We start from the raw sequence: 21,654 nt of genomic DNA on the forward strand, positions 1-21,654 counted from the left end.
TTTGCTTAATGTTAAGGAAGAGTTAAGCTTGCTTCTCTAAACTGACCATAATGGTTGTTCGAGCAGGAATGAATTTCTTGGAAAGGATGGAGATGTGAATGGAAAGAGAGAGGAATTGTACCTATTCTGTTGTGGTTCCTGTGTTCAATGAGGAGGAAGTCATTGAACAAACGTATCGCAGGTTGACAGCTGTGATGGACACAACGAAAGAATCCTATGAACTTCTCTTTGTGAATGATGGCAGCAGAGATTCAACGGTTGAAAAGCTGTTGAGAATCCGGCAGAAGGATTACAATGTGAAGCTGATTGACTTTTCGAGGAACTTTGGCCATCAGGTAGCGATTTCTGCAGGAATGGATTATGCGAAGGGAAAAGCGGTCATTGTCATTGATGCAGATCTGCAAGACCCCCCGGAACTGATGTTGAACATGATTGAAAAATGGAAAGCCGGCTATGACGTGGTATATGCCAAGCGGACGGCAAGAAAGGGAGAGACCTTTTTTAAAAAACAGACGGCTTCCCTTTTTTACAGAACACTGCGCAGGATGACAGATATCGAAATTCCTGTGGATACGGGTGATTTTCGGCTCCTTGACCGAAAAGTCTGTGATGAGCTCAAGGGAATCCAGGAAAAAAACCGGTTCGTCCGCGGTTTAGTGAGCTGGGTGGGCTTCCGCCAAACCGCTATAGAGTACGGAAGGGACGAACGTGCAGCGGGTAAAACCAAATATCCATTAAAGAAAATGATCAAGCTTTCCGTTGACGGACTTACGTCGTTTTCCTACAAGCCGTTAAAGCTGGCGAGCTATGGTGGAATGGCGCTTTCGGTTGTCGGCTTTGTCTATATGCTCGCTGTTTTGTTTCAAACGTTTTGTACCAAGACAACTGTCCCGGGCTGGTCTTCTCTAGTTGTCATTCAGCTGCTGTTCAGCGGTTTTGTGCTCATGATCCTAGGCATGATGGGAGAGTACATCGGGCGTATTTATGATGAAACGAAAGACAGGCCGCTCTATATTGTGAAAGAAACCTACGGGTTATCTGCCCATGAAATGACAGGGCCCCGTTCTTTGCGCCATGGGTAAGAAAACATCAGAAATCGCCAAGTTTGGCAGTGTCGGTGCGCTGAACACGCTGCTGGATTACGGTCTTTTCAGCCTTCTTGCCTGGTCGGGGCTGGCGTATATGGTGGCACAATGCATTTCATATAGTGCGGGTGTCCTAAACAGTTATTTTTTTAACCGGACATGGACATTCAAGCAAACAGAAAAAGCTGATTTTGCTGAGTTTTTCCGGTTTGCGCTCACCAATGGAGTCACCTTCCTGGTCACCGCGCTCCTCCTTTGGCTGTTCCATGAGCAGGCAAGCCTTGGAGTCTACAGCAGCAAACTCGGAGCTACCGTTGTGGGAACACTGATTAATTTTGCAGGCACAAAGCTATTGGTTTTTCCTGAAAAAGAGTGGAAAAGAGGAGAACATACATGAAAATAAGAAAAGCAGTAATTCCTGTTGCGGGTCTTGGCACACGGTTTCTGCCGGCAACAAAAGCGCAGCCGAAAGAAATGCTGCCGATCGTGGATAAGCCCGCTGTACAATATATCGTTGAGGAAGCGGTACAATCTGGGATCGAAAGTATTTTGTTTGTCACAGGGAGAAACAAAAAAGGGATTGAGGACCATTTTGATAAGTCGGTTGAGCTTGAACAGCAGCTGTTGAAAAAAGAAAAATTTCGTGAACTGGGTGAGGTCCAGGCGATTTCCAACTTGGCCAACATCCATTTTATCCGGCAGAAGGAACCACTGGGACTGGGCCATGCTGTATTATGCGCCCGGGAATTTGTTGGAAATGAACCATTCGCAGTATTGCTCGGTGATGACATCATGATGTCCGAACCACCAGCTTTGCAGGAGTTGATTCAATGGCACAGGCAAACGGAAGCTTTTGCCATCGGTGTGCAGCCAGTGGAACGGGAGGTTCTTCACAAGTACGGGGTGATTCACCCAGCCAAAGGAAAAGGGTCCGTCAGAAAAGTCATTGACCTGATAGAAAAACCGGCAGAGCATGAAGCACCTTCCAACCTTGCTGTTATGGGCAGGTATATATTAAAACCGTCCATCTTTCCTTTGCTGGAAAAACTTGAAAGAGGAGCAGGCAATGAAATCCAACTCACTGATGCACTGAGGAAAATGTGCAGCACGGAGGACCTTTATGCCGTACAGCTTCAAGGAAGACGATTTGATATTGGAGACCATGTGGGTTATATGAAAGCGATGATCGAAATGGGTCTGCAGCGTGAACATATACGGAACGAGCTCTATCCGTTTCTGGAAACGATCATGCGTTCTGTGCCGGAAAGGAAGGGATCAGCGGTATGATGAAACAGATCGGAAAATGGAAGATTGATTATTTACTAATCTTAATTGTCCTGTTTTCTGCCGTACTGAACTTTTACAGCCTAGGAGATGCGGGCTCCAATACGTATTACACGGCCGCCGTGAAAAGCATGCTGCAGAACTTTCACGCCTTCTTTTATGGGTCACTTGATTCAGCCGGCTTTATTACAGTGGATAAACCGCCAGTGGCTTTGTGGATACAGGCATCCAGCGCTTACCTGTTAGGTGTCAGTGATTTTAGCGTCCTTCTGCCGGAAGCTTTGGCTGGTGTTATTTCAGTTACGTTGATGTATGTGTTGATCAAGCCCAAGTTTGGACGAAGTGCGGCTCTCCTATCCAGTCTTGTTCTTGCCTGTTCCCCCATTTTTGTCGGAGTGGTGCGTACAAACAACGTGGACAGTATTTTGATTTTAACATTGTTGATCGCCGCCTGGGCACTCATGAAATCGGTGGAGAAGCAGAAAGTTCGCTGGCTGATTCTGAGTGTGGTGCTCGTTGGAGTTGGCTTCAACATAAAGATGCTTCAGGCATACATGGTGTTACCGGCCTTTTATATATTTTACTTTTTAGCACGTAAAGTAAATTGGAAAAAGCGAATTCTTCATCTGGTTATGGCATCTGTTGTATTGGCGGGGGTGTCCCTGTCCTGGGCGGTTGTTGTGGACTCTGTTCCGAAAGGCGAACGGCCGTATATTGGAAGCAGCCAAACGAACTCCGTTCTTGAACTGGCTCTCGGATATAACGGACTATCGCGCCTTACAGGAAACCAAGGTCAAGGGGCAAGAGGTGGAATGCTACAAGGAAACACGAATCAATACCAGAAACCGGGCCAGCAAAGCCAATCGGGCCCGGTTGCAACAAATGGTACTCAGAATAATCCAGGAGCAGGAGCTCCTCCAAACATGAATGGCGAAATGAAAAAAATGACACAGAGTGGAGGAATGTTCGGTACAGGGACGCCTGGTATTCTGCGGCTTTTCTCCACTGAACTTTCGGGACAAATCAGCTGGCTCCTGCCATTTGTATTGTTCGGAGTCATTGGATCTCTCGTTCAGTTCAGGCGAACGATGGAATTTACGATACAGCACAAACTTACGCTGTTCTGGCTGGCCTGGCTTCTTCCCATGATGGTGTTCTTCAGCGTAGCCGGATTCTTTCATCAGTATTATTTAAGCATGATGGGGCCTGCCATTGCAGCGCTCGTCGGAACCGGCTGGGTCTTGTTATGGCAGCAATATAAAGAGGGGGAAGGAGCAGGGAAATGGCTTCTGCCTGTTGGAATCCTGATAACTTTCCTTTTTGAAGCATTGATTGTTTACCAGAATAAAGAATCGGTTTCTCTTGGTTGGGCAGGTGGTGCTGTCTTGGCGGGAATCCTGGCCGCCGTTGTGCTTATCTTACGAAAGATACCCACGTTTAAAGCCTCTCTTGCCGGATTGCTGCTCGCTTTGGTCTTACCGTTGTATTGGACTGTGCTGACGATTCAAGGCGGGAATTCGTCAATACCGGTTGCAGGACCTTCATCTCATGAAGTTGGCGGCAGTATGGGAGGGCCTCCAGGAATCTCAGCCAGAGGTGACTTGCCAGGCGGACCTTCAAACAGCAAAGGATCTGGAGTGAATGATGGGGGCAATACGGGAAGCAGTCAGAACATCCAGCGGTTCAATCGCGCGGCAATGCCTCAAATGAAAAAAGACAATCCCATGAATCAGCAAGTGAACAAAAAACTGATCAGCTATTTAAAGAAACATTATAACGGAGAAAAGTATTTGGTTGCCACAGAAAGTTCCCAATCCGCGGCTCCTATTATTTTAAACACAGATTATGCGGTAATGGCGATGGGGGGCTTTTCTGGAAGTGACCCTGCATTGACGGCACAAAAACTTGAGAAGCTGGTCAAGGGGGGAGAGATTAAATATTTCTTAATTTCAGGGAGCAGCGATGGCCGAATGGGAGGCAGAGGAAATCAGGAGGTCAACGAGTGGATCAAGAAGAATTGCGAAAAAGTACCTTCCAGTGAATGGAGCTCCAACGATAATGAGAAGAAGAGCACTATATCTTTTGGGCCATCACAAAATCAAACATTGTATGTCTATAAAGGTTGATCAATCAGTGGCCGTTTCCTGGGAAACGAGTGAAATGAACGATTAAACTGCTATCAAAAGCTGTTTTACAGCGAAGTTTTCATATAAAAATTTAATAATATCTATAGAATAAAGGAGAAAAACAAACCTGTTTTTCTCCTTTATTTTTTATACGGAAATGTTTGACTTTATGGTCCTTCTTTTTTTTCTCCGAAGGTGCCATTCCACCCATCCTAGATTAAGGGCCATTGAAAGATAGACTGACAGTGAGAACGATATAGAGAAAGGCAGGTTAGCCAGGGTAAGCAACGGAAGAAAAACACGGAATGTCACAAAGACAAGTGTGACTGCGTAACTGCGGAGCATCCATTCCTGATGGCTGGCCACCTTTTTTTCGCGGATACGCTTTAAGCCGATAAAAGCAGTCATGAACCAGGCCGCATCCAGAACAATAAATCCGATCGAAGAGGCAAGGCCACCTGTGGCATACAACGCCAGATAAATGCCAGCAGGGACACTGATGAAAATAGATATCCCATAGATTCTTCCAATGATTCTGTGGACGGAAATCACCTTCCGGCTGGACCTTAAGAATTGAAAGGGACCGGTAAGGAGAGCAATTGCGCCAGTGGCGATGTGTACAAAGAAAAAGACCTGCCACGTGCTGTATGGAAATCCCGGGATCGAGAGTTTCCCGGAAACAATCCCTGCCTGTTTTGGCCCAAAGACCAGATATTGAACTACGATATACGCAATAAATAGAGCAACGATTACATAACAACCTGCTACAGCATAATTCGTTCTCTTACGTCTAGCCACAATAGCCCTCCCTCTTTTTTGCTATAGATTACCATATAATGTATATAGGTGGAATATGCCAAAAAAAGAAAGCATTCAGCTTTGAATGCTTTCCATCGAATCAATCAACGACCAGGTAGGCGATCATAGGACCGTTGTGGGAAATATCTGGATGTGTTTTACAGATCAGCCGGTAGATGCCCTCCTTTTTAAAGCGGAGATGCAGAACCGTTTCCCTGCCTTTCACCACGTTGCCCTTCACATTCGTTCCTTCGATGTAGAAGGGGTGTGCTTTGCCATTTACACCATAAATGCTCAAGGTCACCGGCTGATCGTGCGGGATATAAATCGTTCCCGGATCCCAGCGGTAGGCTTCAATTTCTTTTCCATTATCCAGCGTGGATTTGAATTCCCCTGTGACCATGTTGATCGTCAGACGCTTTGCATTGGCCGGTGATCCTGTCGTTTCTACAGCATCGGGCTTTACAGCATACCATGTGCCGAGTCCAATACAAATACATAAAATAAACAATAAAATCCATTTTCTAGGAACAAACCATATTTTCAAAAGTTCCACCTCCATCAGCTTGTCTTTACACTATATGTGGACAGGGAGGATTTCTTGTTAAAAAAATAAAGGGTAAGAGAAAAGGACAACCTTTATAAAAGAAGAATAGTTAAAGGAATACAGAATAAAGGAATGGGATAAATGGAAGACGCGATGAAAGAACAGATGAGAGAGCTGGAGGAAAGCCATTTGCGGCCTGATGTGCGAACAACGACTGAAAAACTGGATGAGCAGCTTGCTGATGATTTCCTGGAATTCGGCAGTTCCGGTTATCCAATACGAAAAGAGGATTGCATGACAGGGGACCTTGACGTGGATGATTTATCGCTTTTAAATTTTGAAGTTCGGATGCTGGCATCTGACATCGTATTAACAACGTATATTATACGTAACCGGACAAAAGACCGAAACACATTGAGGAGTTCCATTTGGAAGCACATGGACGGGAGATGGCAGCTTTATTTTCACCAGGGGACCGTAACTCCGTTGGACCTTTCAGATTCAACTACCCATTCTCATTTAAGACCATAAAAAAAGGATGGACCTCCAGGAGGCCATCCTTTTGTCGTGCAGTTAAATTTTTACATCAATTTTGGCGTTCTTTTTCAGATCTTGAACTTTTTTAACGAGTTTTTCCTGTTGCTTTTGCTGTTCGAGCTGTTGTTTGATCTGAGGTTTTACTTCTTCAAGTTTTGGCGCTTTTTGATCTTTTCCTGTACTTTGTTTGGCATATTTGTTGTAGTAATCCTGAATTTCCTTGTCTGATACTTTGTCAGCAGGAACTTCTTTTTCAATGTATTTTTGGGAGGCAATACCATCGGCAATTTGTCCCTTAAGATCCGATTCGCTCAGGTTCGCTTGTTTAAGAGCGGCTGCGAATTTCTTTTCATCTTTATATTGCTTTTTGGTTTGAGACAGCTGATCGTTTACTTCTTTATCTGATGCTTTGTATCCTTTTTTCTCTGCATCCTGAAGGATAAGGGATTGTCCAATCAGGCTTTCAACGGTCTGATCTTTAATTTGCTTTGCAGCTTCTTTGGAGGAAGGGTCTTGTCCCATCTGCTGCATTTGCATTTGTGAAGAAGAAAGCGCCATGTTGTAATCCTTGCCGACGATTTTATCATTGTTTACCGTCGCCACTACTTTCTTTTCATCCACTTTTTGTGCATCCAGTTTCTTTTGCATATCTTTCATTTGCTCTTCTTGCTTTTTCTGATCGGCTTGAGAGGTTTTTGCTTTGTCGTTCGTATCAGAAGCCTTTTTGTCTTTATCATCTGAACCGCAAGCTGTCAAAGCGATAGCAAGCATTGCGACCATTAGTATTGAAATAATCTTTTTCATTATTTCACTCCTTTCAAAATTGCCCTTGGGGCGAATTATAACGGATTTGGAGTGAAAATGGAAATGAAACAGGAATTTGTTTTGTAAATGTAAAGAAGAAGGCTCATTCTTGGAGCCTTCTTCTTACCGTCAGATCAAGAACATGGCGACTATGGTGGTGACCACAAGCCCAATCGCAACAGGGAGCAGGTTTCTTCTGGCAAGTTCGAAAGGATTGACTCCGCAGATGGCTGCTGCAGGGATCAGGGCCCATGGCACCAGTGTGCCTCCGCCGACCCAAATGGCCGCGATTTGACCCAAGGCAGTCAAGGTCGCCGCTCCAGCACCTATAGCATGGGCAAACAATGCGGCAATCGACCCGGCAAGTGATATGCCGGAGAAACCCGAGCCGTCGAGACCGGTGATGGCACCTACACCCGTTAAGGTGATCGCGCCGATTTCCTTTGTCATTGGAACAACCGATGCGAGTGATACACCAAGGTCATTCACGATTCCGTGAGAGTGTTTGGGCAAAAGGTTCCCGATGATGGCGTTAAATCCGGCATCACCAAGGTAAAAGAAGGCAGCAATCGGGATAACGGGACCAAAGACTTTAAAACCGAACTGAAAGCCTTCAATAAGATAACTGGTGGTTTTCTCCAGCCCTTTTCCTTTATGCGCTGCCATTGAGATCAAAAGCAGAATGACAACAGAGGTTCCGCCAATCAGTGCGGTCGCATCGCCGCCCTGAAGATGAAACAAATACATAGAGACAACATCCAAGGCAAATAAAAAAGGAACGAGCAAGGCGAAAAAGCGTTTTTGGCTGGGGGAAAGAAAAGCGGTGTCACTATTTTGAAGAGTGTTTTCCTTGGTGGAAACTGCAGCTGTGGCTAATCCTGTGCTGCCTGTGAGCTTCCCGTTTTTTAAATCACGCTTTAAAAAGTAGAAGGCACACGCAGTTGTTACGACGCCCATGACAATCACAAGAGGAATGCTGGCATGGATGACCTGGTTGACGGAAAGGCCTGCAGCGTCTGCCGTCAGTTTAGGTGCGCCCTGAATGACGAAGTCGCCGGACAATGCAATCCCGTGACCAAAGAGGTTCATGGCCATGGCTACCCCGAGAGCAGGAAGGCCCGCCCGGATGGCAACCGGAAGCAGAACAGCTCCCATCAAAGCAACAGCGGGAGATGGCCAAAAGAAAAAAGAAATAACCATCATAAGGAGGCCGATCGTCCAGTAAGCGAGGGCCGGCGAGCGTATGAGTTTTGAGAAAGGAGAGATCATGACATCATTGATCCCTGTAACGGTCAGTGTTTTACTCATGGCCACAATAATCGAGATGACGAGTATCGTGGAGAGAAGTTCGGTAATAGCGTAGGCGAAGCTGTTGAAGATGCTGCTTACCGAGGCACTTAACGAGCCTGTGGCAGTGAGTGCAATCAAGAAAATTCCAAGAATACAGATGAGGGTCGTATCTCTCCTTGCGACCATAAAACCAATGATAAAAAAGATAAAAACTACATAAATCCAATGAAGCGCTGTGAGTTCAATGCCCATATCTTTTCTCTCCCTTCCGATTCGTGTACCGGGCCAATGGGCAGCCGCCCGGTGAGTACTAACAGAATATGTAGGGATGTAAAAGTGGTGAGATAAAAAGCTTTTCAAAGATAATGGAACCGATTATAATGGGCACCAAAGCGAGGTAGTTATGAAGACGAGTAAAGAAAAACGCTATGAAACTGATCTGTATGTACCTGTTCGGGGCTATTTTAGGGAAAAAGGATATGAGGTGTATGGTGAAGTCCATCATTGCGATATCGCCATGATGAAAGAAGACGAGCTCGTTATCGTAGAACTCAAGCTCACTTTAAATGTGGACCTGCTTGTACAGGCGACAAACCGGCAGCGGCTGACTGACTTTGTTTATATAGCGATTCCCAAGCCCAAATACAAAAGGAATTCGAAAAAATGGCATGATGTTTTGCACTTAATCAAACAGCTGGAGCTCGGGCTGCTGCATGTTTCTTTTACCAAAAAAGGTGCGACGGTGGAAACCATTCTTAATCCCGGGCCTTTTGACCGCAAGAAAAGCCAGCAGCGGTATAAGAAGAGACGGACGAAGCTGCTCGAAGAAATCAAAGGCCGGAATGGGGACTACAATGTCGGCGGAAGCAGCAAAACCAAACTGATCACAGCCTACATGGAAACTTGCATATACATCGCCTGCCTGCTTCAGGAATTCGGTCCACTGACTCCTAAGGCACTGCGGGGGTGGGGAACGGGAGACAAGACGCTATCCATTTTAAGCAAAAACTATTATGGATGGTTTGAAAAAATTTCCCGGGGCATCTATTCTATAAGTGATAAGGGAAAACAGGAATTGGGAATCTATCCGGATCAGGTAAGCTATTATCAAAACAAAATAATAGAGTTTCAGGAAGAAGCCGAAAAAAGCTGATCGTCTCTTTTCGGTTTTTCTATGCCTTTTTACCCATCTATTGTGCAAACGCTTTCACTTATTGCTTTATCATGGTAAAGTTGTGTTAGCAATCCAAAATTTTCATGTTCAAGGGAGGACTGGAATATGGCAGGGATCAAGATCAGACGGTTTGTGTCTCTTGTTTCCATTTTTACACTGCTGATAGGAATCTTTTTTTCATTCTATTCTGTGCAATCGTTTGCAGAAATGAATTCTGCAACTGGCAAAACAAAAGTAATCATTCATTACAAGCCATCAGATGGGAATATGAAGGACTGGAACGTATGGGTCTTTCCTGAAGGCGGAGAAGGGAAAGCCTATCCGTTTACTGGTGAGGACAAATTCGGAAAGATGGCTGAGATTGAGCTCGATGGTACATACAAAAAGGTGGGCTTTATTGTCCGTACTGACAGCTGGGAGAAAGACGGAGGCGACCGTTTCATTGATATTACTGGAGGGGAAGGGGAAGTCTGGGTCAAGTCAGGGGATGACAACACGTATACCGAGCCACCTGATGGCGAGTACCGTGATTTGCCTGCTTTTGAAAAGTTGAATGTGAAAGTGCACTATTTCCGTTACGACAATCAATACGATGGATGGAATCTGTGGACTTGGCCGGAGAACGGTGAAGGAAAAGCGGTTCAGTTTACAGAAGAAGATGAATTCGGCAAAGCAGCATCGATTCAAATGGAAAACCTGAAGGACGTTCACAAGCTTGGATTCATTGTAAGAAAGAGCATACCAGGTAATGATTGGGCAGAAAAAGAATTCAATGACCGTTATGTAACAAAGTTCAAGGAGGACGGTTCTGCAGAGGTATGGATTGCGCAGGGACAGCAGCGCATTTACTATGATAAAGATCTGGTGGATCGCACGCCGAAAATCGTAAAGGCATCCATCGATGGTTTTCGTGAGATTACATTCGAAACGAATTTTCCCTTTGATGTAAAAGAGCATGGCATCAGCCTTACCGGCGGTGCATCCATCAAACAAGTTGTTTCTGCTGACAACCAAGCGGGTGACTTTACAAACAAGGTGAAGATCATCACTGCCAATGATTTGGATCTCACAAATGTGTACAAGGTTTCCAAAAAAAACTTTGGAGAGGTTGTTGTACAAACAGGCAAGGTTGTCCGCACACCGGAATTTGACAATAAATTCTTTTACGGCGGAGATGATTTGGGCAACAGCTATTCCAAAAAAGAAACAAAGTTCCGGCTTTGGGCACCAACCGCCAGTGAGGCGAACCTTGTTATGTACAAATCATGGCAGGATGAAAAGGGCACAGAGCTTCCCTTGAAAAAAGGTAAAAGAGGAACGTGGAAAGGAACGTTAAAAGGCAATCATGAAGGGCTGATCTATACGTATAAGGTGAAAATCGGCGACCAATGGAACGAGGCGGTTGATCCTTATGCCCGTGCGGTAACCGTAAACGGGCAAAAAGGAGCCGTCATCAATTTGGACAAAACCGATCCAAAGCACTTCCATAAACGGATGAAAGCTTTCACTCCAGAAGATGCCATCATTTATGAGCTTCACGTCAGAGATCTTTCCATGCACCCGAAAAGCGGAATTAAGAATAAAGGAAAGTTCTTGGGAGTTGCCGAGGAAAACACAACTGGACCAGAAGGTGTCAAAACAGGATTAAGTCATATTAGGGATCTTGGAGTCACGCATGTCCAGCTTTTGCCGATCTATGATTACAAAACCGTAGATGAAACCAGACTCGATCAACCGCAGTTTAACTGGGGCTATGATCCGCAGAACTATAACGCACCTGAAGGATCTTACTCAACAGATCCCTATAGGCCGGCTGTCCGGATCAAAGAAATGAAGCAAATGGTGAACACCCTGCATCACAATAACCTGAGGGTGATTATGGATGTCGTGTATAATCATATGTTCTCGGCGGACGAATCGAATTTCCAAAAGCTCGTACCCGGTTATTACTTCCGGTATAACGAGGACGGAACACTGGCAAACGGTACGGGAGTCGGAAATGATACGGCTTCAGAACGCAAGATGATGAGAAAATTCATTGTGGAATCCGTCAGCTACTGGGCCAAGGAATATAATCTGGATGGCTTCCGATTCGACCTGATGGGCATTCATGATGTAGAAACAATGAACCAAGTCAGAAAGGCATTGAATAAGATTGATCCATCGATCATCGTCCTCGGTGAAGGATGGGATCTCAATACTCCGCTTGATCCGTCATTAAAAGCCAATCAAAAGAATGCCGGAAAAATGAATGGCATCGCCCATTTTAACGATGGAATCCGCGACAGTTTAAAGGGAAGCGTATTTGAAGATACGGACAAAGGATTTGTGAACGGAAAACCGGATACCGAAGAGGCGATCAAGGAAGGAATTAAAGCAGGAATCGATTATCCAAGCACAATGGCGACCTATAAAGATCCGGAACAGGTGATTACGTACGTCGAAGCTCACGATAATCATACCCTGTGGGACAAGCTTCAACTGACAAATCCTGAAAGCTCGGTCGATACCCGCAAAAAGATGCATAAGCTCGCGTCATCCATCATTCTGACATCACAGGGTATCTCTTTCCTTCATGCAGGACAGGAATTCATGAGAACGAAAGGCGGCGACCATAACAGCTACAAGTCACCTGACGCGGTCAACCAGCTCGACTGGCAGCGACGTGCCGATTTCAGTAAAGAGGTAGACTATATGAAAGGCTTGATCAAGCTCCGAAAAGGCCATCCTGCATTCCGGATGAGAACGGCTGCTGACATCCGAAGCCATATCGAGTTCCTGCCGGCACCCAAAAATACGGTTGCTTATGATCTGAAAGGCCACGCGAACAAAGACAGGTCAAAGGATCTGGTCGTATTATATAACGCCAACACAAGCGTTCAAACAATCTCTCTTCCAAAGCCCGGGCCATGGCGAGTTCTGGCGAATGGCGAAGAGGCCGGGAACAAACCCCTCGGAATCGTAATGGGCAAAACCGTTAAAGTACCTGCGCTCAGTACCATTGTTCTGGATGGGCGATAAAAGTAACTTAAAAAACCGCTGGAGAATTCCAGCGGTTTTTTATCATTCTGTAGTAAAAGATCTCCCTGTTCCTAGTCACTTTTCACAATAGATTGCAGAATATTGTTACTATATAATCCGAAGTAGAGATGGTTCTAAGAGGGAGGGACAAAATTGAAAGCGCTAAAAACGAATGTGACGATACAAAACGTATGGGAAGCAAGAAAGAGGATCCGGTCACTAATCAGCAAAACACCGGTTGTTGAATCTTTTATTCTATCAGAAAAGATGGGCCGCCCGGTCTACTTAAAACTGGAGACCGTGCATGATACAGGTGCTTTTAAGGTGAGAGGGGCCGCTAATAAAATCCTCAGCTTGAGTGAGGAGGAAAGAAAACGGGGTGTAGCGACGTATTCGACCGGAAATCATGGAATGGCAGTGGCCTATGTCGCCAAAAAGCTGGGAATAAAAGCGACCGTTTGCATCTCTAACCGGGTGCCGAAGGCAAAAGTAGATTCATTGAAGAGGCTGGGAGCTTTCATTGAATTTTGCGGCGAGAGCCAGGATGAAGCAGGCGAAAGGTGTGTGGTGCTTGAAGAGGAGCACGGTTTAACCGTTATTGAACCGTTTGATGATGTGGAGGTCATTGCCGGACAGGGAACCATCGGACTCGAGCTGCTGGAGGATATCCCTGAACTGAAGGACGTTATTGTCCCTCTTTCGGGCGGAGGATTGCTGTCAGGCATTGGAATGGCACTCAAGACAAATGACCCTTCGATCGGGGTGACCGGCGTTTCCATGATAGAATCAGCCGTGATGTATGAAAGTTTACGAGCTGGAAGACCGATAAAGATGCCGGAAAAGGATACGCTTGCCGACAGCCTGCTCGGCGGCATCGGGCTGGATAATCAGTACACCTTTAATATGGTCCAGAAATACATGGACCGGGCGGTGTTGATACCAGAAGAAGAAATCGCACAGAGTATGGCATTCATGATGGGCCACCACCGAATGATCATGGAGGGTGCAGCGGCGACCGGAATTGCAGCTTTACTGGGTCATCATGTTGAGGACAGAGATGGACCCATTGCCGTTATTATCACCGGACATAATGTGGATCTGTCTGTTGTTCAGCGGATATTGAATACGTATAATCCTTCATAATGCTCCCTGCCTGCTGCAAGTTTTGGTATAGTTTAACTATGTGAATATTTAGAAAATATATTGCAGCCAGAGGAGGAGAGCGGTTGAAGTTAGCGGTGAATGATCTATTAAGCTTAGAAATTATGGAAAATGCCAGGGTACGGACCGGGAGCTCTCATCTTAGAGAACGGCATGTCCAGTGGATTTCTGCCATTGAAATGCCCGTTGAAAATTTTGTGCGGAAGAATGAAGTCGTCCTGAGTACGGCCATTGGCTGCGGGCATGATGTTCAATTATTTAAAAAGTTTGTGGAGGATATTATCCATTCCGAAGCTTCTGCACTGATTATTGCGTTGGGGCGTTATATCTATGACGTTCCAAAAGAAGTGGTGGAGCTGGCTGAAAAATATCAGTTTATCATTATGGAAATCCCGTGGGAAGTCCGGTTTTCCACCATTATAGAAGAAGTGCTGAGGGAGCTTAACGACATTCAGTATAAAGAACGGGAGAAATCGGAAAAAGCCCAGCAGGAACTCCTCCAGCTGATTCTCAAGGAAACGAGCCTCAGGGAGATTTCCGATTATATTCAAAATCAGATCGGCTGCCCGATCATCATTACCGACCGTGCGGGAATCATCCAGGACCGTACGGAAGCGGGGGATCCGGACGACAAATGGAAGTACTATAACCTGAAGGATGGAATCTCCATAAAAAAAACATCATCCCCTTTGCCCCAGGATCCCATGTATCAAAAGTTTCAAATGATTGAGCTGGATGGTGAGACCATACTGCGGCTGCCGATCCTGAATGCTTCAGGAGATATTCAGGGATATTTATTTGTACTGTTCCCAAAGGATGGGGAGATTGAAGACTTCCTGAATCAATACCGGGTAAATGTGCTTGAGCATTCGGCTACCACGGTCGCGCTTTGGCTGTCTCGCCAAAATGCCATTGAAGAAACCGAGATGCGCCTGCGCAGCGATTTTATACAGGAATTGGCCAAAGGTGAATTTACTTCTGATGAACAAGCGGAATCCAGAGCCAAATTGCTTGGGTTCAATCTTAAGGTTCCTTATGTCTGTATTGCGGGATATCCCGAGAACATGGAGCTCTTGTTTAAAAAAAGAAAGCAGCATTACCTTTCGTACGAGCATTGGCTTGACAGTATGATCCGTTACATTGAAGAAGAAATTTATTATGCTGCGGGATCGCTTGAAAAAGAAGTAATGATGACGTATCAGGGAGATAAATTAACTCTATTTGTGCAGGCGAAAAACAATGAAAACCCAGCCCATCATTTTTTGGATCTGGTGGAAAGGCGGCTGCGGAATTTGCTGCCTGATGTGGTCATTTCATGGGGAATTGGAGGGGCACAGGAAACCATCGCAGGATTCAAAACAGGATTTGACCATGCACAAACTGCTCTTCAAATCGGCAGGAAGAAAAAAGGGGCCGGACACCGGGTATTGTATGAGAATACAAAGGTGGACCGGGTGCTGTTGACCCTGGCCCAAAACAAGGAAATGAAAGAAATCATCGTCTCTGCCATCGAACCGCTCATCCAATATGATCAGCAGCGCAACATGGACTTGATCGGAACCTTTAGTACCTACAATGAGTGCCACGGAAACGTCAGCCAGACCGCCCGCCTGCTTAACCTTCACAGACAGTCTCTATTGTACAGACTTCGCAAAATTGAAACGTTAACAGGCCTTTCTCTCATCGATACGGACGATTTATTTCTGCTCGATCTCAGCATTAAAACGTGGAAATTGGGACTCACTGAAACCGCCATTTATTCATAATGCAAAAAAGGCCTGAAAAGGTCTTTTTTTCTTAGTCATCTTTCTTCTTGTAAAAGACGTCAAACTGCTCCCAGACATCCTCCAATTTATTCAAGCGCTCCTGTGCGTCATTCATTTTTTCCCTTCCGATAAGCGCGATAAGGCTGTTAATCAGACTGAGCGGGCCTACAAACGAGTCAAAAAAAGTAGGAAGATGACTGGAAGCCAACAGAACAACATCCGCCTGCGGAACAAGCGGGGAGTAAGGGCTGTCAGTAATCACAATCGTTTTGGCCCCCTGTTTCTTCGCAAAAGAAACCATATCAATGGTGCTTTTGGTGTAACGGGCGAAGCTGATGCCTACTACGGTGTCTTTTTCACTCAATTGGTACAATTGTTCAGGAAGCAGTTCTTTGGAAGTCGCCATCTCGGCATGATCCAAAAGAAAATTTAAGTAGTAGTGAAGGAAGTTTCCAAGAGCAGCTGCACTGCGATTTGCACAGATATACACATGGTCACTTTCCATCAGATAGTCGGCCGCGTCTTTGAGCGATCGAATATCAAGACTTTCCATGGTCGCTTTAATGTTGGCAATATCGTCCTGGAAAATATCATAAGCCGCTTCATCTTCTTTTTTATATACCTCTGTCGACAGTTTAAGTCTTTCCATGGTGGTGAGCTGCTGCTGCACAGCGTTTTGCAAGTGCTGCTGAAAGTCAGGGAAACCGGAATACCCAAGAAAGACAGCAAATCGGACGACGGTTGCTTCACTGACCCCCGCTTCTTTTGCCAATTTTGAAACGGTAAAGAAGGGGACAGTGTTTGGATGATCCATTACATAATCTGCAATTTTAGAATGGGCTTTGCTCATCTTCGCCCTTTTGTTCGCCATAACATGATAAACGTGGTCTTGTTCCATACTTCATTTCCTTTTTTACAATGTAGTTGTGCAATTTCATTCTACTACCATCATAAACGAGTTGAAAAAACATTACATCCATACAAAGTTTTTGAAATAAATATTTCATTTACTGATAGTTTATTATATAATTTTTAAAAAATATAGAAAAAACGAAATGAATATTTCATATTGGAGATGAAAAGATGGATGCATTAATGGAATACACAAAAAGGACACCAAACTCCAGAGAATTTATGAACGAGGCGCGGCAGGTTATGCCCGGCGGAGTCACAGCCAATATTAAGGCCTATGATCCTTATCCGGTTATCATGGAAAAAGCAAGCGGGGCTTATTTATATGATGTGGACGGGAACAGGTATATCGATTATCTGCTTTCATACGGCGCTCTCATGCTTGGCCATGGGCACCCAGTAGTAAAAGCCGCCATTCAGCAGCAAATGGAGGAACACGGAACCTTCTTGTTTGGTACTCCGCATGAGTTGGAACTCCAAATGGGAAAAAAAATTATGGAGCTGTTTCCGAGTATGGAACGAATCCGGTATACCAATTCAGGAACGGAAGCAACGCTTTTGGCAATCCGTCTGGCTTATGCCTATACTGGCAAGAAAAAAATCGCAAAGTTTGAGGGGCATTATCATGGCGGATATGACCAGGTCCTCTTAAGTGTGAATCCGCCGATCACCGAAGCGGGACCGATTCATGAACCAAGATCAGTGATTGAGTCAAAAGGGGTAGATCCTTATCATCAAGAACATACCATTGTCCTTCCGTTTAATGATTTGGATGCCGTGTCAGACATATTGTATAAAAGAAAAGATGAGCTTGCAGCTGTCATGATGGAACCCATTCAGGGCGGATTTATTCCGGCAGAACCAGCCTTTATGGAAGGATTGCGGAAGATCACCGAGGAGCTCAGAATTCTTCTTATTTTTGATGAAGTAAAAACAGGGTTCAGGTTAGGAATGGGAGGCGCTCAATCGGTTTATGGAGTACACCCCGATTTGACGACGCTTGGGAAAGTATTGGGAGGCGGATTCCCGGTTGGAGTGGTCGGCGGAAAAAAAGACATTTTAATGTCCAGCGCTCCTTCCTCTTCATCGGATGTTTTTGACAGCAGCCAAAGCAAACATTCACGTGCAAGGGACGTGCTGTTTCACAGCGGAACGTATAATGGGCATCCAACGATATTAGCAGCAGGTCTGGCAACCATCAACGTTCTGCAGGATGAGATTGGGCACGTTCTGTCGGTGACAGATCAACTTAAATCCGGGATTCAAACGATTTTTGCTGAACGGGGAATTGCCATGAAGCCGATCGGAATGGGAACTATATTCAATGTGGTGATTACCGAACTGGAAGAAGTGAAAAATTACCGTGAGTTTCAGAAATCCAATTTTTCATTGAGAAGGGAATTGGATTTCTATCTGCTCTCACAGGGAATTTATACAAAACCTTTAAACCGTTACAGTTTGTCTGCCATGCACGGTGAGAAGGAGATCAATCATACGCTGGAAGCCTATGATTACGCACTATCCAAAATGACATAATTAAAAGAGAGGGGATCGTCTATCATGTAGACGGTCTCTTTTTATGTAATATGATAATTTGGCTAAAATTTTTACAAAAACTTCATACATTTTTGCAGATGAGAGAAAACCGTCTTTTCTTCTATACTAGAGCCATAGATTAATTATTCTTAAAATTCAAATAATAAATGCTTTGGGAGGGTGGGTCCGATGTCATTCGGAACAACTGAATATCAGGAGAGAATTTTGAAAACGAAACAAAGTATGGTGGAAAAAGGAATTGAGGTTCTGCTGATCACGGATCCCGCAAATATGAATTACTTGTCCGGCTATGATGGATGGTCCTTTTATGTTCATCAAATGCTGATCGTCATTGATGATGAAGACCAGCCAATCTGGATCGGCCGGAACCAGGACACAAATGGAGCCAAAGCCACATCCTGGCTTTATCATGAGAACCTGATTCCTTATCCGGATGATTACGTTCAATCCGATACGAAGCATCCGATGGATTTTGTTGCTGATATTTTAAAGCAGATCGGACAGGACAAACGCGCGGTCGGCGTAGAGATGGACAACTACTATTTTACTGCCAAATGCTATGAACAGCTGAGAAAGGGACTTCCGAACGCTGATTTCAAGGATGCAACGCTGCTCGTCAATTGGATCCGCCTGGTTAAATCCGATGCAGAAATTCAATATATGAAGCGGGCTGCAACCATCGTGGAAAAAGCCATGATGGACGGAATCGGGATGATCAACGAAGGAGTAAGGGAATGTGATGTCGCGGCCAAGATTTTTCATACCCAAATCACAGGAACCAAGGAATTCGGCGGCGATTACCCAGCTATCGTCCCCCTGTTGCCATCAGGGGAAAAAACATCCACACCCCACCTGACCTGGACCGATGACAGATATAAGAAAGGCGACTCAGTCATCCTGGAGCTGGCAGGCTGTTACAAACGGTATCATTCACCTCTTGCCAGAACGGTCAATATCGGACAGCCGTCTGAACGATTACAAAGCCTTTCCCAGATTGTGGTGGAAGGATTGAATGCGTGCCTGGAAATGATCAAGCCCGGCATTGCCTGTGAAGAAATCGAAGAAACGTGGAGAAAGACCATTCATAAAAGCGGGATCGTAAAAGAATCACGCCTCGGTTATGCAATGGGGCTGAACTATCCGCCTGACTGGGGCGAACATACAGCCAGCATCCGGAGGGGGGACAAAACGATCCTCCAGCCGAATATGACGTTCCATCTCATTCCGGGCATCTGGCTTGATCAGTACGGGTTTGAAGCGAGCGAAGCCCTCCGGGTAACGGCAACGGGCTGTGAAACATTCGCATCCTTGCCAAGACAGCTGGTGATTAAAGAAGGGGCCCTTGAAACCAACTTCAATTAAAGGGGAGCTGCAGATGTACATTTTTACAGAACAAGAGTTAAGGCAGCATATATCACTTAACCATGAAGCGCTATCTGTGGTGGAAGACGGATTTTCAAGCCTTGCTGAAAAGAAAGCGGTTATGCCTCCCATCATGCGGGTGGATGTTCACGACCAGAATGGTGAAGTGGATGTGAAAACGGCCTATATCAAAGGCAAAGACAAGTTTGCAATCAAAGTGTCTTCCGGCTTTTTTAACAACTATCAGCTTGGACTCCCGAGCGGAAGCGGGCTGATGATGCTTGTTAGTGCAACAACCGGAGTTCCGGAGGCTCTGTTGCTCGACAATGGATACCTCACAGACGTACGGACTGCGGCCGCCGGTGCCATCGCATCGAAATACCTGGCGAAGGAAAACATCCATACTGTCAGTGTGATCGGCTGTGGCAGCCAGGCCCGGTATCAGGTAAAAGCGCTTAAGTTGGTACGGAATTTCAAACGGGTGATCGTCTACGGAAGATCATCGGATCGAGTAGAAGCATATGTAAAGGAAATGACTAAAGAGCTTGGAGTGGAAGTTCAGGCGGCTGAAAGTGCAAAAGAGGCTGTCATCCAGAGCGATCTTATCATTACAACCACACCGGCAAGCGAACCAGTGATCAAAGCGGAGTGGCTTCATCCCGGGCACCATATCACGGCGATGGGTTCAGATGCAGAGCACAAACAGGAGCTTGAAGCCGGTGTTTTGGCGAAAGCGGATGTTCTGGTCTGTGATACGGTCGCTCAATGTGAGCGGCTGGGCGAGCTTCATCATGCGCTCTCTCAGGGTGTGATTTCAGAAACTATGTCCATAACCGAAATCGGTGAGCTCACCTCACAGCAGGCTGCAGGACGCCAAAATGATGACCAGATAACCGTGTGTGATCTGACAGGCACGGGTGTACAGGATACGGCGATTGCTCTGTTCGCTTTTCAAGAAATGGTGAACCGGGGAATGGGCCTGAAAATTGAAGATAAAAAACCAGCTCTAAAAAACTAAAGGAGGAGTCATCGTATGACACAGAATTCAAAAGCAGGAACACAATCTGTTTGGGCAGGGGAAAAAGACTATTTGGTGCACGGGGCAACTCAAGTGCCCGTGGTGTTAAGCGTAGCCTATGGCTATGACGATATGGATGAATGGTATGACGTGGCCATCGGCAAAAAAAAGGGACATATTTACGGAAGGAACACGAATCCCACCGTTCAGGCGTTTGAAGATAAGGTAAAGATTCTTGAGGGAGCGGAAGCCGCAACAAGTTTTTCAACCGGAATGGCTGCGATCAGCAACACGCTGTCTACATTCCTTGTACCAGGAGACCGAATTGTTTCCATCAAGGATACTTACGGGGGAACGAATAAAATTTTTACTGAATTCCTCCCCCGCCAGCAGGTAGAAGTGGTTCTGTGTGAAACAGGCAATCACGAGCAAATTGAAGAAGAAGTAGCCAAAGGATGCTCCATTCTTTATCTCGAGACACCAACGAATCCAACTGTGAAAATTACTGACATCGAACGAATGGCAAAAGCCGGCCGTGAAGCGGGAGCGCTCGTGGTGGTGGATAACACGTTTGGAACGCCAATTAATCAAAACCCGCTTGCTCTTGGTGCAGATTTGGTTATTCACAGTGCGACCAAGTTCCTTGGCGGACATGCAGATGCGCTTGGAGGTGTTGTATGCGGTTCTGCTGAACTGGTGGAAAAAATCTATCATTTCCGTGAGATTAACGGAGCGACCATGGATCCGATGGCAGCCTATCTTATCCTGCGGGGAATGAAGACACTCAAGCTTCGTGTCCGCCAGCAAAGTGAAAACGCAATGGCATTGGCCAAGTTCCTCGAAACACAAGAACTTGTGGAGGGCGTTTATTATCCCGGGCTTGAAACCCATCCAAACCATGAAATCGCAAAGAAACAGATGAGAGGGTTTGGCGGAATGCTAAGCTTTGCCGTAAAAGGCGGAGTGGAAACGGTACGGGACCTTCTTCCAAAGTTGCAATATGCCAACCGGGCGGCAAACCTTGGTGCTGTGGAAACAACAGTCGGGCCGGCACGGACCACAAGCCATGTGGAGTGTACACCGGAAGAGCGTGCAGCCATGGGCATCCCGGAAGGATTAATCCGGATCTCCTGCGGTATAGAAGATATTGAGGACATTATTGCCGATTTCGAACAAGCTTTTCAGTATGTGGAAAGCGGATTGAAAGTTTAA

18 protein-coding genes are annotated in these 21,654 nt (G+C 45.6%); 13 read left to right on the forward strand and 5 right to left on the reverse strand.

Going from position 1 to position 21,654, the window contains the following annotated elements; translation table 11 throughout:
• Positions 1-98: 98 nt before the first annotated feature.
• The 4 genes from BLT53_RS01145 to BLT53_RS01160 are packed head-to-tail and all read left to right on the forward strand — an operon-like array spanning position 99 to position 4,495.
• Entirely contained in the window at positions 99-1,082 is a 984-nt protein-coding gene (locus BLT53_RS01145; RefSeq protein WP_090232137.1) for a glycosyltransferase family 2 protein, read from the forward strand.
• Positions 1,075-1,482: a GtrA family protein gene (locus BLT53_RS01150; protein WP_090232139.1), complete on the forward strand. Its 408-nt coding sequence runs from the start codon at positions 1,075-1,077 to the stop codon at positions 1,480-1,482. The genes BLT53_RS01145 and BLT53_RS01150 overlap by 8 nt, the downstream gene beginning before the upstream one ends.
• Positions 1,479-2,372 (forward strand): UTP--glucose-1-phosphate uridylyltransferase GalU, encoded by an 894-nt coding sequence (gene galU, locus BLT53_RS01155; RefSeq protein WP_090232140.1) that lies wholly within the window; start codon positions 1,479-1,481, stop codon positions 2,370-2,372. Before BLT53_RS01150 ends, galU begins: the two co-directional genes overlap by 4 nt.
• Positions 2,369-4,495, forward strand: a complete 2,127-nt coding sequence (locus BLT53_RS01160; protein ID WP_342027836.1) for a glycosyltransferase family 39 protein — start codon at positions 2,369-2,371, stop codon at positions 4,493-4,495. Before galU ends, BLT53_RS01160 begins: the two co-directional genes overlap by 4 nt.
• A 147-nt stretch (positions 4,496-4,642) precedes the next feature.
• Here the strand turns inward: BLT53_RS01160 and BLT53_RS01165 are convergent, their stop codons facing one another.
• Together BLT53_RS01165 and BLT53_RS01170 are read right to left on the reverse strand one after the other, a co-directional pair.
• Complete coding sequence (locus BLT53_RS01165; protein ID WP_170834189.1) at positions 4,643-5,293, reverse strand: DUF2306 domain-containing protein; 651 nt, start codon at positions 5,291-5,293, stop codon at positions 4,643-4,645.
• A gap of 100 nt (positions 5,294-5,393) precedes the next feature.
• A complete protein-coding gene (locus BLT53_RS01170) occupies positions 5,394-5,840 on the reverse strand; it encodes a cupredoxin domain-containing protein (protein ID WP_244520324.1) in 447 nt (148 codons plus the stop codon).
• A 141-nt stretch (positions 5,841-5,981) separates the two neighbouring features.
• Between BLT53_RS01170 and BLT53_RS01175 the strand changes: the two genes are divergently transcribed.
• The gene (locus BLT53_RS01175; RefSeq protein ID WP_090232145.1) at positions 5,982-6,371 is read left to right on the forward strand and encodes a nuclear transport factor 2 family protein; all 390 of its coding nucleotides are present in this window, start codon (positions 5,982-5,984) and stop codon (positions 6,369-6,371) included.
• Positions 6,372-6,413: 42 nt separating this feature from the next.
• Here BLT53_RS01175 and BLT53_RS01180 read toward each other — a convergent pair whose 3' ends face one another.
• Together BLT53_RS01180 and BLT53_RS01185 are read right to left on the reverse strand one after the other, a co-directional pair.
• Positions 6,414-7,181 carry a SurA N-terminal domain-containing protein gene (locus BLT53_RS01180; RefSeq protein WP_090232147.1) on the reverse strand — a complete coding sequence of 256 codons (768 nt, stop codon included), beginning with the start codon at positions 7,179-7,181 and terminating at the stop codon, positions 6,414-6,416.
• Between the two features lie 129 nt (positions 7,182-7,310).
• Positions 7,311-8,723: a hypothetical protein gene (locus BLT53_RS01185; RefSeq protein ID WP_090232149.1), complete on the reverse strand. Its 1,413-nt coding sequence runs from the start codon at positions 8,721-8,723 to the stop codon at positions 7,311-7,313.
• A gap of 151 nt (positions 8,724-8,874) precedes the next feature.
• Between BLT53_RS01185 and BLT53_RS01190 the strand changes: the two genes are divergently transcribed.
• The 4 genes from BLT53_RS01190 (at position 8,875) to BLT53_RS01205 (ending at position 15,593) form a co-directional block, all read left to right on the forward strand.
• Positions 8,875-9,624, forward strand: a complete 750-nt coding sequence (locus BLT53_RS01190; protein ID WP_090232151.1) for a DUF2161 domain-containing phosphodiesterase — start codon at positions 8,875-8,877, stop codon at positions 9,622-9,624.
• Between the two features lie 126 nt (positions 9,625-9,750).
• Positions 9,751-12,666 (forward strand): type I pullulanase, encoded by a 2,916-nt coding sequence (gene pulA / locus BLT53_RS01195; RefSeq protein ID WP_090232152.1) that lies wholly within the window; start codon positions 9,751-9,753, stop codon positions 12,664-12,666.
• 153 nt (positions 12,667-12,819) lie between these two features.
• Positions 12,820-13,809, forward strand: coding sequence for a hydroxyectoine utilization dehydratase EutB (gene eutB / locus BLT53_RS01200; RefSeq protein ID WP_090232154.1), 990 nt, complete (start codon positions 12,820-12,822; stop codon positions 13,807-13,809).
• Positions 13,810-13,892: 83 nt separating this feature from the next.
• Positions 13,893-15,593: a PucR family transcriptional regulator gene (locus BLT53_RS01205; RefSeq protein WP_090232156.1), complete on the forward strand. Its 1,701-nt coding sequence runs from the start codon at positions 13,893-13,895 to the stop codon at positions 15,591-15,593.
• Positions 15,594-15,624: 31 nt separating this feature from the next.
• Here BLT53_RS01205 and BLT53_RS01210 read toward each other — a convergent pair whose 3' ends face one another.
• Entirely contained in the window at positions 15,625-16,491 is an 867-nt protein-coding gene (locus BLT53_RS01210; protein WP_090232157.1) for a MurR/RpiR family transcriptional regulator, read from the reverse strand.
• A gap of 185 nt (positions 16,492-16,676) precedes the next feature.
• On the opposite strand from BLT53_RS01210, the gene BLT53_RS01215 reads away from it, so the two are divergent.
• From BLT53_RS01215 to BLT53_RS01230, 4 genes are all read left to right on the forward strand, one after another.
• Positions 16,677-18,041, forward strand: coding sequence for an aspartate aminotransferase family protein (locus BLT53_RS01215; RefSeq protein ID WP_090232159.1), 1,365 nt, complete (start codon positions 16,677-16,679; stop codon positions 18,039-18,041).
• Between the two features lie 189 nt (positions 18,042-18,230).
• On the forward strand, positions 18,231-19,424 hold the full coding sequence (locus BLT53_RS01220) for a M24 family metallopeptidase (protein WP_090232161.1): 1,194 nt from the start codon (positions 18,231-18,233) through the stop codon (positions 19,422-19,424).
• Positions 19,425-19,437: 13 nt separating this feature from the next.
• Positions 19,438-20,442, forward strand: a complete 1,005-nt coding sequence (locus BLT53_RS01225) for a cyclodeaminase (protein ID WP_090236614.1) — start codon at positions 19,438-19,440, stop codon at positions 20,440-20,442.
• A gap of 15 nt (positions 20,443-20,457) precedes the next feature.
• Positions 20,458-21,654, forward strand: coding sequence for a cystathionine gamma-synthase family protein (locus tag BLT53_RS01230; protein ID WP_090232162.1), 1,197 nt, complete (start codon positions 20,458-20,460; stop codon positions 21,652-21,654).

This window comes from Fictibacillus solisalsi, from assembly GCF_900103485.1.
GTDB lineage: Bacteria > Bacillota > Bacilli > Bacillales > Fictibacillaceae > Fictibacillus_C > Fictibacillus_C solisalsi.

What these genes read in the sequence shown, in the direction of transcription:
- BLT53_RS01145 (WP_090232137.1), top strand. Translation starts at nt 99, where the DNA reads ATGGAAAGAGAGAGGAATTGTACCTATTCTGTTGTGGTTCCTGTGTTC.
- BLT53_RS01150 (WP_090232139.1), top strand. Translation starts at nt 1,075, where the DNA reads ATGGGTAAGAAAACATCAGAAATCGCCAAGTTTGGCAGTGTCGGTGCG.
- galU (WP_090232140.1), top strand. Translation starts at nt 1,479, where the DNA reads ATGAAAATAAGAAAAGCAGTAATTCCTGTTGCGGGTCTTGGCACACGG.
- BLT53_RS01160 (WP_342027836.1), top strand. Translation starts at nt 2,369, where the DNA reads ATGATGAAACAGATCGGAAAATGGAAGATTGATTATTTACTAATCTTA.
- BLT53_RS01175 (WP_090232145.1), top strand. Translation starts at nt 5,982, where the DNA reads ATGGAAGACGCGATGAAAGAACAGATGAGAGAGCTGGAGGAAAGCCAT.
- BLT53_RS01180 (WP_090232147.1), bottom strand. Translation starts at nt 7,181, where the DNA reads ATGAAAAAGATTATTTCAATACTAATGGTCGCAATGCTTGCTATCGCT.
- BLT53_RS01185 (WP_090232149.1), bottom strand. Translation starts at nt 8,723, where the DNA reads ATGGGCATTGAACTCACAGCGCTTCATTGGATTTATGTAGTTTTTATC.
- BLT53_RS01190 (WP_090232151.1), top strand. Translation starts at nt 8,875, where the DNA reads ATGAAGACGAGTAAAGAAAAACGCTATGAAACTGATCTGTATGTACCT.
- pulA (WP_090232152.1), top strand. Translation starts at nt 9,751, where the DNA reads ATGGCAGGGATCAAGATCAGACGGTTTGTGTCTCTTGTTTCCATTTTT.
- BLT53_RS01210 (WP_090232157.1), bottom strand. Translation starts at nt 16,491, where the DNA reads ATGGAACAAGACCACGTTTATCATGTTATGGCGAACAAAAGGGCGAAG.
- BLT53_RS01215 (WP_090232159.1), top strand. Translation starts at nt 16,677, where the DNA reads ATGGATGCATTAATGGAATACACAAAAAGGACACCAAACTCCAGAGAA.
- BLT53_RS01220 (WP_090232161.1), top strand. Translation starts at nt 18,231, where the DNA reads ATGTCATTCGGAACAACTGAATATCAGGAGAGAATTTTGAAAACGAAA.
- BLT53_RS01225 (WP_090236614.1), top strand. Translation starts at nt 19,438, where the DNA reads ATGTACATTTTTACAGAACAAGAGTTAAGGCAGCATATATCACTTAAC.
- BLT53_RS01230 (WP_090232162.1), top strand. Translation starts at nt 20,458, where the DNA reads ATGACACAGAATTCAAAAGCAGGAACACAATCTGTTTGGGCAGGGGAA.